Here is a 12,714-nt window from a genome sequence, read left to right as displayed (position 1 = left end):
TTTTACAAGCAATTTTACATGGGAAAATATTACCCAAGTGTAGAAAAATACCACACCTCAAATCTGAAAATATTCACGATAAGACGAAAGTTAAACGAGTTGTTTTTTCCATCTTACAATTTATTCATTCTGCTTCTTAAGGCACTTCTCGTAATCCCCAAATATTCAGCAGTTTTTGATTTATTATTATCAAATTTCTTTAAGGCCTTGCGAACAATCTCCAATTCTAATTGTTCGATTCTCAACTCATCATCAGGCAGTACAATTCGACCAGGCACAATGGGCATTTCTTTACGCTCAAAATCACTTTCATCTGATTGTAAAAATCGCAAATGTTCTGTCTTTAATTCCAAATCGTTAAAGAGTAAGGTTGCTCTTTCAATTGAATTTTTAAGCTCTCTAATGTTACCAGGCCAGTTGTATTCTTGAAGCATGGCTTTAGCTTCTTTACTGATAAACCGAAATTTGCGATCACGCTTGGTAGAATACTGGTCCAGAAAAATTTGAGAAAAAGATAAAATGGCCTCTCTTCGTTCTCGTAAAGGTGGAATGTATAATCTTCCGGTATTTAATCGATAATACAAGTCACTCCTAAATGTTTTTTCGGCAACCATCTGCTTCAAATTCCTATTCGTTGCAAATATTACCCTTACATCTAATTCAATTGGTTTGCTGCCGCCAACACGATACATTTCTCGCTGTTGCAATACGCGCAATAATTTTGGTTGCATATCCAATGGCATTTCCCCGATTTCATCTAAAAAAAGTGTGCCGCCCTGCGCCAATTCTAATTTCCCAGGTTTACCCTCTTTTCGCGCACCAGTAAAAGCACCATCATCGTATCCAAACAGTTCACTTTCAAACAGCGTAGGTGATATTGCCGAGCAGTTAATTGAAATAAATGGTTGTGTAATATCACTATCCTTACCAAAATGCACCAAACGAGCGACTACTTCCTTTCCAGTACCTGTTTCTCCTTCTATTAAAACGGGCACAGAACGATCCTCGTGAAATTGTTCAGCCATTCGAACTACACCTCTCATTACATCCGAAAAGACTCCTATTTTGCCTACACTGGTAATTTCACGTATAGTCGTTTCATAATATTGAATTCGCGATGCTTTTTCAATCTTAGCATTGGATACCGTTTGTTCAAAATTTTCTTTTAAATCCTGATTTTCTTCTTTTAATTGGATTTTTTCGGCCACACGCTCAATTAATATTGCTAATTCCTCAATATTAACTGGTTTAAGTAAATAATCGTAAGCTCCGCCACGTAATGCCTCAATTGAAGTTTCCATATCCCCAAAACCCGTCATGATCACAACCTCAATTTTATCACCATTGGGCAGAAGTTTAATTTTTTTCAATAAATCTAAACCTGAAATTCCAGGCATTCTCATATCAGAAATTACCATATTAAACTCTTCGCTCTTAAGCTTATTATAAGCTTCTTCAGCATTATGGCAAAGATGAATTTGATAAGCTAATTGTTCTTCAATAAATTCTGCTACAGCAGAGCCACTGGAAACATCATCATCAACAATAAGAATTTTCATATAATTTTCCTGATTTAAATCCTGTTAATTTTTAGATTAAGCTATTGGCACAATTACATCCTTTAGATGTTTTTATTTTTCACACAATTTGAAACGCAATACAAAACTAGCACCGCCATCATCATTGTTATAATCCGATATTTCTCCCTGAAATCTATCTATAAAGGATTTTACGATTGCCATGCCCAGTCCGCTGCCATTATCCTCCCCTTTGGTTGTAAATAAAGGGTCGTATATTTTCTCTCTAATACTCGATTCAATACCAGTACCATTATCATGAAGCTCCAACACTCCATATTTTGAATCCTGATAAACCTTAAGCTTAATCTGTTTTTTATCTTTCTGAACTTTATCTAAGGAGTGTATTGAATTCACAATCAAATTCACCACAATTTGCTCAAACTGAATGTAATTGGCCAAAACGCAAATAGATTCGTCCGGTAATTCATCAAGTAATTCAATACTATGATCATACACTTGCCTTTGCACCAAGTTCAAAGAACGCTTTACTCCTTCAACCATATCAATTGTCTCATCATGAGTTAATTGAGGTTTCTCCCAAAAAGTTCTCATGTGCTTTATGATGGAATCAATTCGAGAAGTACCCTCCGAAATGGTTTTTATCTTACGCGTAAACATTTCTGGTAATGCATCTGGATTTCGTTTTTGCCAAAACAAAACACTGTCTGCAGTAATTTTTATGGCGTTTAATGGTTGATTTATCTCATGTGTAATTCCTGCCGCCATGACTCCAATTGATGCTAATCGAGACGATTCCTCAAGCATTCTAAAGGCTTCTACATTTTTCTGTTCAGCCTCAATTCTATCGTTCATTAATGAATTACGTTCCCAGGCATTTGCAATCATGTTTACAGTAGAAAAGAAAATACTTACCTCTTCACGAGACCAACGGTGCTTTTTATTTTGCGAAAAGCCCATCAGTCCAACCACTTTCGATTCGACTACAACAGGCAGCAAAACAACTGCACCAATATTCCTTTTTTTATAATATTCTTGTTCTTTAGGATTCAGGTTCGACAAATCAGGAGAAACAATTGTTTTGTTCATCTTAACGCGACTGATAATCTCATCAATCTCCGAAAAATAAAACTGATCAACATCTTTAATATTTTTCCCTTTCATGGAAACTCGACTCTTGATCTTCACAGCTGCGTCGTTCGAATCCTTTAAAGAGTACAAACTAATTCGTGCAACATTCAATTCCTCTGTCATTAACTTTAAAACATCATCCAATACATTCTTAAAATCTTCTGATGCATTTAATAAACGTCCAATTAATCCTATTAATCGTTCGTGCTTTACCGAAGTTTTCAATCGATTCTGTTCAATTATCAAAGCTCGTTCTGCTTTTATTCTGCGAATGATGGCTTTCGAGAGTACGATAATTATTATACTAGCTAATAAAATTATTCCACCTAAAATATGGAGCCATTCTCTATTCTCACTATAAAATGATTTTGGAGAATTCAATAACAAGGTTCCTTTTGGAAGAACATCCTGATCAATATTAAATCTTTGAATTTCATTGTAATCAACCACAAACTGATCCAATGGTTTTCGATAAATTGGAATAGAATCTATTGGTGTTCCATTGAGTATTTTTGCAACCATACGAGCAGCCATTTGCCCATGAAAACTTCCGCTTACAACCTTACCTCCAATTACTCCGCTGTTAATATAAAATGCCCAAGCAATATAAATTGGCACCTTACTTTCAGGAATTAATAAGTCTAAATTATCTTGAAAACTAATGAATTTACCTTCCTTATCTTTATTAAAGGTTAGCAACAAAATAGATGTATCACCCTTTATGCTTCTGACATTACCAATCAATTCATCTATCCCTAACTCTTCATAATAAATAAACTCAAGTTCATCCTGATGTTTCTTTTCAACATCAAGCATCAATAATTTATTCAGTTTTGCAGTAGTTGTTTTATTATCATTTATAACAACCAAACTTTTTGTTTCGGGTCTTGTTTTAAGAATTAAATCAATAACACCATCCAAATCTACCTCTTCGGCAACTCCGGTAATATTATCTAATCCCTCAATCATTTTGTCTTTAAAATGATTGATACCACAAAAAACAATAGGCGTATTTTGGAAATATTTCCTTCGATGATCTTTAACGAAGGATAAAGCATTATTATCTGAGACAATAATTACATCATACTTTTCTTCTTGTAATTTTAAATCGTATAGTTCAATTAATTTATTCAAATAGGCTTCTGAAGGATTTCTTTTGGTATCAAGATATTCATAATCCAATTCAACTTTACCTCCAATTGAATCCATCACTTTCTGAATACCATGATTCACATTCTCGGTCCATCGTAAGCCTTGATGATAAGAATGCAGTACAAGGATTTTCTTTCGCTCCACAGCAGATGCGTGAACCGAACAAAACATAAATACTATAAAAATGATGAATTGCAAAAACCTCATACACTAAGTTTTTTAAATTGGAAGAATTAAAACCCTAAAATAGGTTATTAAGGTTCAAAACCAATATACAAAAAGATGTTACGTGAAAGGTTTTAAGAGGTTATTTTTTAGAGGTAGAAAATGGGATTGTAAATTTAAAGGTACTACCAACATTTACTTCACTTTCAACACTTAATTTGCCTTTGTGTTTTTCTACAAATTCCTTACACAAAATAAGTCCCAAACCTGTTCCTGTTTCATTTTCGGTTCCAATTCCTACAACACTCTCTCCAATTTGGAACAATTGATCTAATTTATCAGGCTTAATCCCTACACCATTATCTGTTACTGATATTTCAATAAAATCATCAGACAGTTTTGATTCTACGAGAATTTTGCCTCCACGTGGAGTAAATTTAATGGCATTGGAAACCAAGTTTCGAACAACAGTATTTATCATGTTTGGATCAACAAAAGCGGTCAAATCCTCATCAATTTTTGCTTCTAATTCAATTTGTTTGTTCTCTGCACTTCCGGTAAGAAGAATTACGACTTCATTAACCAAATCCCATAAGTCAACTTGCTTAGGCTTCCAAGCAATGGATCCTGTTTGCGTACGAGACCAATCCAAAAGATTTTCCAACAAACGAAAAGCTTGTCGTGCAGATTGATTAATTATTCCAGAGAAGGTCTTTACTTGTTCTTGACTTAATTCATTGGCACCATCAACAAGTAAGTCGGAAGCTCCAATTAATGAAGCAAATGGATTTTTTAAATCGTGAGCAATAATTGAAAAGAATTTGTCTTTGGTAGCATTCAACAACTCAAGTTCTTTCCTTTGTTTTTCAATTGTTGCCTTTTGCTTGGTCAATTCCTCCTCCAAAAGATCTTTAACAATCATTCTCTTTTTAACATTCTGCAAAGGAATTAGAATGGAGTCTATAATTTTAATTCCAAATTCCTTTTCTAACTGTTTAATATGATCTTCGGTACATTTAAGCAAAACCGAATCGGTTTTAGCACTTGCAGAAGCCGATCTTTCCTCTGATTTTACAAATGCAAATTCACCAAAACTTTTTCCTTCTTCAAGTTCAATAAATACGTGTCCTTCATCATGAATTTGAACCGATCCTTTGCTAATAATATAAGCTGCACCACCAAAATCTCCTTTTGAAAAAATAGTTTCTCCCTTTTTCACATTAAGCTCATCAACAATACCACTCAAAAAACGATAGCCTTCCTGATTCTGCTCCGCAAGAAAATCTAAATTCTTAAGTAGTTCTATTTTTTTATCAGGACTTAAAGACATTTCGATGAATTTGATGGTTATAGCTTTAGGTGGTAAATATACCAAATTCAAAAAAAGACTTGCAAACAATCTTATACAAGAATTTGACAAAAAAAAACTGCTGACCAAAATCAGCAGTTTTAAATATCATTAAAATGGATCTTAGAACAATTTAAATCCTAAGGTCACATTTACCATGTTTTGTTTTAAATCTTCCGCAACATCTGAGAATCCAACTTCATAATCTACATCTAATGTCAATTTCCAAACATCGATACCTGCTCCAAATTTACCATTCCAAACAGCACCTTTAAAATCACCATCTAGTCTTCCTTCTACACTACTTTTTAGACTATCATCAATCTTAAATGAAGCAACAGGACCAGCAAATGCTCTTAATTTAAAAGCTGGTAGTTTAATAATTTTGTATCCTAATAGCATTGGGATATCCAGACTCTTTGTTTTAAAATCATAAGTTTCATTAAGAACTTTCACTTCAGTATTTCTTGAAACGTAATTCAACTCTGGTTGCAAATACCATTTGTTCATGTTTATTCTAAGAAATGCTCCAATCATCATACCATTATCAGCTTTCTCTTTAATTCCGCTAACACCACCAAAGTCAGTATCTGCTTTTGTACTTACCAAACCTGCATGCAAACCAAAGTTCACAGGAGAAGATAATTGTGCAAATAGGGCGCTTGAAAACATGCAGATTACTGCAACTAAAAAAATCTTTTTCATAGTTAATTTCTTTACATTCATGTTATTATAAATCCCCTAAAAAAGTGGATTTTCTTTCATTTATCGTTAAAAAACAAATACTAAGATATAGAATATTAGTATTCATATAAAATAATTATTCAAGAAATATGTGAAAAGCAAAAACCCGGCCAAACTGGCCGGGTTTTATATATTATAGTTATTAGGCTATTACAAACCCAATTTACTTTTCATTTCTTTCGACAAAGCATCTTTATGAATCATGAAAGACATTGTTTTGTATGCTACGAATGGGAAAGAAGCATAGAAATACCCTTTATACGGGTTGCTTTCTGCCCAAGAATTTTTTACAATAAAATACTTGTTACCTTTTTGATCTTTAGAAATACCAACAATATGCATGCCGTGATCATCCGTTGTTGTGTAGTTATCGAATGCAATCTGACGCATCTCCTGAGTAATTACTTTTTCAGCACCAGGACCTTCGAAGCTATAAAGCATAGCGCTCTTTTTCTTGTCTGACATATCTTGCCATTTAGAAATTTCAGAATCGCTCATGTTCTTAGTGTCAGCTTCAGGAACAATTGCAACACCTTTACGGTATGCAAAACCTTTTTCACTTACGTCAGAAGCCCATCCAATTGTGTAACCATTCATGATTGCGCTTTCCATTACTTCCATCATTTCGTCGATAGGCAAGTTATAAACCTCGTCCCATAACCAGTTGTCACCAACTTCGATAATGAATTTCTCGTAGAATGGGTGATGAGTATAAGATGAAATCTCGATATAGTCATCAGCATTAAGACCGGTGAAATCTTTAGCAAATGATTTTGGCGTATACTCTTTTCCTTCGTACTCGAAAGTTTCAGGCAGTTTACCTAAGTAAGCATCCAAAACACCATCGAAACCTTTATGCCAGTTTGGTGTTAATTTTTTGTTTTTATTTTTAATAACTGCTCCTACGTAGTCATTCAAAACTGCATCAAGTTCGCCATGCGTATGTCCTTCTTCACCGTAATTTAAGCCTTGGTAAACACTCTCTGGAACGATACCGTAATTTTTCCACACATAAGTTACATCGTGGAAAGCTCCACCACCACCAAAGTTGAATTTACCGCTCAAACGAACGTCTTTGATAGCCTTATCAGAGTAACAGTTATAAACCACAAACATCTCAGATAAATCCACCTCAGGCTTACCCATACGCATCATTTCTGATTCCATGAACGAAAGTCCCGAAAAAGCCCAACATGTACCCGAGCGGTGCTGATCTTTTACAGATGTAGCAGGTAATCTTTTAATATCCGTAAAAACATAACCTTCTTCCTTCTTCTCTTCTTTCTTTTTTGCTTCAACCGACGATGATAGTAACATACCAGTCGCCAAAAGCATTACGCTTAGTAATTTAATTTTCATCTTATTTTGTTTTAATATAATCTCATTTCAAACGGTTGCAAAAGTAACAAAATCGAATATACAAGCAACTCAAATCCCCATTTTAACACATTTTTTCGACGAAATATAAGCTATAGGCGTTGTACTACTTATAAAGCATTACATTTTGAGCATAAAAAAAGAGAAATCAACAATTTGTCAATTTCTCTTCTCAATATTATTAGACCCTATTTATCCCATTACAATTTGCTTACCAAGAACACCTTTCAACTCCATTAAGTTAATACTAGTATCTACAATGTGTTCATCCATTAATTTTTTAGAATTATAAATAACGTCGAAAACAGTATTCGGCAATGGTTCTTTATTAAAATAATTACGCAGAATGGCCCTTTTCTTGTCAATCTCATTAGCGTATTTTATCATCTCATTGGTACTCAAATTATAAATTTTCTGCAATTGATTAGCTCTCCAGTCTAAGGGAGCTTGCAATTTTATATGAAAAGATCTTTCAATATCTTGCGTTAAAACAACACCTCCTCTACCAATAATGATACAGTTGCCTTTTGCTGCAAAACCTTTAACAACTTCGGCAATAGTCTTCTTTATTTTTCGATCGCTTTGATAATATTTACTTGAAAGAGCCCCAAGGATCTCATCCCAAGTCGATTTTTCCTTCGAATTAAAAACATATTCAATTTTTACAGGATCCAAATTCAATTCTTTAGCTGATCTTTCTAAAATCTCTTTGGTTAAGCACGTCCATTTATTTCCCGTCTTTGCAGTCAATTTCTCAGCCATCATATTTGCGATGTTTAATGCCGTACAACCACATTCTCGGGAAATAGTTACAACCGGCCCCTCACAAAAAATACCTTGCTTAGGATCTAATATTTTAGACTGAAACCGATTCTCCATGTATTTTAACAGAATGTTATTCATTTTCACCTCCTTATTAGATTAAGCTCTCTTATTAATTTAAGCTTTTTTAAGAAAAAATGGAAATGAAATGGCTTGTTTCTTTGTTATATAGAGTCATTATTTAAAAGAAGGAAATATAATTTCTTAAATTTGTATTCCGAACTAAAATTAGTCCTAAAAAAACAGCTAATGCCCAAAATTAAAATACTCATAATAAGCCTATTTTCACTTATTACTTTAAATGTAAGTGGACAATTAAATACTGAGAACATATTTGACAATGGTCGAAATGCAATCTACTTTGATGATTACACCGAAGCGATTAATAAATTTAATGACATCATTAGGGTTAAACCTTACCTACCCGAACCATTCTTTTTTAGAGGATTAGCCAAATCACATTTAGAAGATTTCACGGGAGCTTGCGTTGATTATACAAAAGCACTAGAACTAAATCCAAACTATACTTTTGCTTACCTGTATCGTGGTATTTCAAAATATCAGTTAAAAGAATACGAAAGCGCTCTAATGGATTTTGAAAAGGCTCTGGAGTTCAAACCAAACAATGCTGACATCTATTTTAGTAAAGCAAACAGTTTGGCTGCACTTTCTCGATTTAAGGAATCTGAAGAAAACTATTCTAAAGCAATTCATATTAACCCAAAACTTATGGGTGCTTATTTAAATCGATCGATTGTTCGTGATAATATGAATGATATTGAAGGTGCCATTAAAGATTGCAATAAGGCTATTCAGCTCAATGATTTTTCAGCTGATGCATTTGGTAATCGAGGCTATCTAAAATTCAAACTAAAAAAATATGCCGAAGCAATTGAAGATTACGATAGAGCATTAAAAATTGATCCTGAGAATACACGTGTAATCATGAGTCGTGGAATGGCTAATTACGAAAATAAAGATCCAAAAAAAGCACTTGAAGATTACAATAAGGTTTTGGAATTAGATCCTAACAATGCTCACTGCTACTACAATAGAGCTTTACTTAAGTCAGAGATTGGAGATTACAATTCCGCTATTGAAGATTTCAATAATGTTTTGGAAATGAATCCTGACAATATGCTGATTTACTTCAACCGTGGTTTTGTAAAAATGGATATTGGAGATCTAAATGGAGCTATTGCTGATTATAGTACTGCAATTAAAATTTATCCTGATTTTGCAAAAGCCTACTTGGCCAGATCATCGGCAAAACAACAATTGAATAACATTACAGGAGCAATTCAAGATAGAAATCAAGCTCATTTAATAATTGAACGCTATAAAACAATGAAAGAAAAAGGTGCTATGTCTGCTTTTGTAGATACCACTGAAAATTTTCAAAAATTAATTGACTTAAATTCAAAAGAGTCTTTTACTGAAGAAATTGTAAAAGGTCGTGTTCAAGATAAATATGTGACAATACAGTTGGAAAACAATTTCCATATTACACATTTAAGTATTGATACTTTAAGAGCTGGGAAAGTTCAATACTACGATCAATCGATAATGAAATACAATCAAAAGCAGAACTACAATCCTGCTTTTACCATCGACAACAGGTTTCTTAAACATCCTAAAGAGCTAATAGAAGTTCAGATTAAAAGTGCCAATTACTTAATCAAAGATGGCAACCCCAAAGGCTATTTCCATAGAGGAAATTATCATTTGTTAGATAAAAAATACAACAAAGCCATTGAAGATTTTAGTCAAGCCATTGCCATGGACAACTCATTTGGTTTTGCTTATTTCAATAGAGCAAATGCTTCTGCGGCAATGACAGATTACATTCAATCAATTGAAGAAAGCGGTGAATCTCTTCTTAGTTTGCAGCCAGGAAAATCAAATAATCAGAATGAAATGGTTGTGGATTACAGCAATGCCATTGCAGATTATTCCAAAGCGATACAACTTGATCCTTCCTTTTTGTTTTCAATATACAATAGAGCAAATATTTATGCAAAGTCGAAGCAATTTGATAAAGCAATTGCAGATTATGATTGGGTATTGCAGTTAGATCCGAACTTTACCGAAGCCTATTACAATAGAGGTTTAATTTACCTGTTTCTAGATCAGAAAGATTTGGCCTACGAAGATTTAAGTAAAGCTGGTGAATTAGGATTGCTTGATGCATATAATGTAATTAAAAGATACTGCAACAAAAATTAGTACTACACAAATAGAATATAACAATAGATGACCGCCAATCAGCCTTTAGCTGAACGATTACGTCCTACGAATCTCGAAAATTATTTGGGGCAAAAACATTTGGTCGGAGAGAAAGCTGTTCTTCGAAAAATGATTGAGTCGGGGAATATTTCTTCTTTCATCTTGTGGGGACCTCCCGGGGTTGGGAAAACGACATTGGCAAAAATTATAGCCAACCAATTGAACCGTCCATTTTATATTCTTTCAGCAGTTAACTCTGGTGTTAAGGATGTGAGGGAAGTCATTTCTAAAGCTGAAAAACAAAAATTCTTTTCTACTCCGAACCCTATTTTATTTATCGATGAAATTCATCGTTTCAGCAAATCGCAGCAAGATTCATTATTGGGAGCTGTTGAGAACGGAACAGTCACCTTAATTGGTGCTACAACTGAAAACCCTTCTTTTGAGGTTATATCACCTTTGCTTTCACGCTGTCAGGTTTACGTCTTAAAAGCTCAGGAGAAAGAAGACTTGGAAGCTCTAGTCGAGTTTGCGATTAAAAATGACAGCTATTTAAAAGAAAAGGAGATTGTAACTCAGGAAAAGGATGCTCTACTAAAATTCTCTGGCGGTGATGCTCGAAAATTATTAAACATTCTGGAGCTTGTCGTAAATTCTCAAACGACCGATTCAATTACAATAACAAATGAGCTGGTAACAAAGGAGCTTCAGGAAAACCCATCGATGTACGATAAGGATGGAGAACAGCATTATGACATTGCATCTGCTTTAATTAAATCGATTAGAGGTAGCGATCCTGATGCAGCTGTTTATTGGTTGGCCAGAATGATTGAGGGGGGAGAAGACCCTAAATTTATTGCGCGCCGTTTGGTCATTTCAGCAAGCGAAGATATCGGTTTAGCTAACCCCAATGCCTTGCTTCTAGCCAATGCAGGCTTTCAGTCGGTAAATCTGGTTGGTATGCCTGAATCGAGAATTATTCTTTCGGAAGTTGCTATTTATTTAGCAACATCAGCAAAAAGTAATGCTTCCTATTTGGCAATTGGCAAAGCACAAGCTTTGGTTCGTGAAACAGGAAACCTATCCGTACCATTACATTTACGTAATGCACCAACCAAGTTGATGAAGGACTTGGGCTACAGCAAAGAATACAAATATTCACACGACTACCCCGGCAACTTTGTCGATCAGGAATATCTTCCTGATCAAATTAAAAATCAAAGACTATACATTCCTCAACAAAATGCGCAAGAAGTAAAAAATTGGGAACGATTAAAAGCTTGGTGGAAGAACCGTTTTTAATTCGATTAATAAACACAAAAATTACTTACTTTTGCACAAAACAAACAAGATATCATGATTAAAAATATTCCCAATATAAAACATACCGAATCAGGTAACTTTTTTCTTTTAGCAGGACCATGCGCTATAGAAGGTGAAGAAATTGCAATGCAAATTGCAGAGCGTATAGTAGAAATCACTAACAAGCTTGAAATTCCTTTCGTGTTCAAAGGTTCTTACCGTAAAGCAAATCGTTCCAGATTGGATTCATTTTCAGGAATTGGTGATGAAAAAGCCTTAAAGATATTGAAAAAGGTTAGTGATACTTTTGGTGTACCAACTGTTACAGATATTCACTCAGCTGAGGAAGCTGCAATGGCTGCTCAATATGTCGATATCTTACAAATCCCTGCATTCCTATGTCGTCAGACAGACTTATTAGTAGCTGCTGCTAAAACAGGTAAGGTTGTGAATATTAAGAAAGGTCAGTTCTTATCTGCTGAATCTATGAAGTTTGCAGTTAATAAAGTTAGAGAATCGGGGAATGATCAGGTGGTATTAACCGACCGTGGGAATATGTTTGGCTACCAGGATATGATTGTAGATTACCGAGGAATTCCAACAATGCAAGAGAATAATTGTCCTGTTGTATTAGACATTACACATTCATTACAGCAACCAAACCAGACATCTGGTGTAACAGGAGGACGTCCGGACCTAATTGAAACCGTTGCAAAAGCTGGTATAGCAGTTGGAGCTGATGGTATCTTTATTGAAACTCACCCTGATCCGGCAAATGCAAAATCTGATGGTGCGAATATGTTGCACTTAGATCACCTTGAAGATTTACTGACCAAACTTGTTGCTATTCGTAAGGTTGTAAACAACTTTTAAATACAAAATAAAAGATCCGGCTAACAACCGGATCTT

The 12,714-nt window shown here is 34.4% G+C and carries 9 protein-coding genes; 3 read left to right on the top strand and 6 right to left on the bottom strand.

The window, feature by feature from the left end; translation table 11 throughout:
* Positions 1 to 113: 113 nt before the first annotated feature.
* From L3049_RS16275 to L3049_RS16250, 6 genes are all read right to left on the bottom strand, one after another.
* A complete protein-coding gene (locus tag L3049_RS16275; RefSeq protein WP_275110878.1) occupies positions 114 to 1,559 on the bottom strand; it encodes a sigma-54-dependent transcriptional regulator in 1,446 nt (481 codons plus the stop codon).
* 72 nt (positions 1,560 to 1,631) lie between these two features.
* Positions 1,632 to 4,028, bottom strand: a complete 2,397-nt coding sequence (locus L3049_RS16270) for an ABC transporter substrate binding protein (RefSeq protein WP_275110877.1) — start codon at positions 4,026 to 4,028, stop codon at positions 1,632 to 1,634.
* A 100-nt stretch (positions 4,029 to 4,128) separates the two neighbouring features.
* Positions 4,129 to 5,316, bottom strand: a complete 1,188-nt coding sequence (locus L3049_RS16265; protein ID WP_275110876.1) for an ATP-binding protein — start codon at positions 5,314 to 5,316, stop codon at positions 4,129 to 4,131.
* A gap of 141 nt (positions 5,317 to 5,457) precedes the next feature.
* Entirely contained in the window at positions 5,458 to 6,039 is a 582-nt protein-coding gene (locus L3049_RS16260; protein WP_275110875.1) for a porin family protein, read from the bottom strand.
* 189 nt (positions 6,040 to 6,228) lie between these two features.
* Complete coding sequence (locus L3049_RS16255) at positions 6,229 to 7,437, bottom strand: C1 family peptidase (protein ID WP_275110874.1); 1,209 nt, start codon at positions 7,435 to 7,437, stop codon at positions 6,229 to 6,231.
* A gap of 210 nt (positions 7,438 to 7,647) precedes the next feature.
* The gene (locus tag L3049_RS16250) at positions 7,648 to 8,358 is read right to left on the bottom strand and encodes a cytidylate kinase-like family protein (RefSeq protein ID WP_275110873.1); all 711 of its coding nucleotides are present in this window, start codon (positions 8,356 to 8,358) and stop codon (positions 7,648 to 7,650) included.
* Between the two features lie 168 nt (positions 8,359 to 8,526).
* On the opposite strand from L3049_RS16250, the gene L3049_RS16245 reads away from it, so the two are divergent.
* Genes L3049_RS16245 through kdsA form a run of 3 tightly spaced genes read left to right on the top strand, consistent with a single transcriptional unit; the run spans position 8,527 to position 12,678 of the window.
* Positions 8,527 to 10,503, top strand: coding sequence for a tetratricopeptide repeat protein (locus tag L3049_RS16245; protein WP_275110872.1), 1,977 nt, complete (start codon positions 8,527 to 8,529; stop codon positions 10,501 to 10,503).
* 27 nt (positions 10,504 to 10,530) lie between these two features.
* Entirely contained in the window at positions 10,531 to 11,805 is a 1,275-nt protein-coding gene (locus tag L3049_RS16240; protein ID WP_275110871.1) for a replication-associated recombination protein A, read from the top strand.
* A 54-nt stretch (positions 11,806 to 11,859) separates the two neighbouring features.
* A complete protein-coding gene (kdsA, locus tag L3049_RS16235) occupies positions 11,860 to 12,678 on the top strand; it encodes a 3-deoxy-8-phosphooctulonate synthase (RefSeq protein ID WP_275110870.1) in 819 nt (272 codons plus the stop codon).
* Positions 12,679 to 12,714 lie beyond the last annotated feature (36 nt).

Origin of the sequence: Labilibaculum sp. DW002, assembly GCF_029029525.1 — a bacterium.
Taxonomy (GTDB): Bacteria; Bacteroidota; Bacteroidia; order Bacteroidales; family Marinifilaceae; genus Paralabilibaculum; species Paralabilibaculum antarcticum.
The sequence above is the reverse complement of the archived record's forward strand: the minus strand, read 5'-3'. Positions and strand labels throughout refer to the sequence as shown.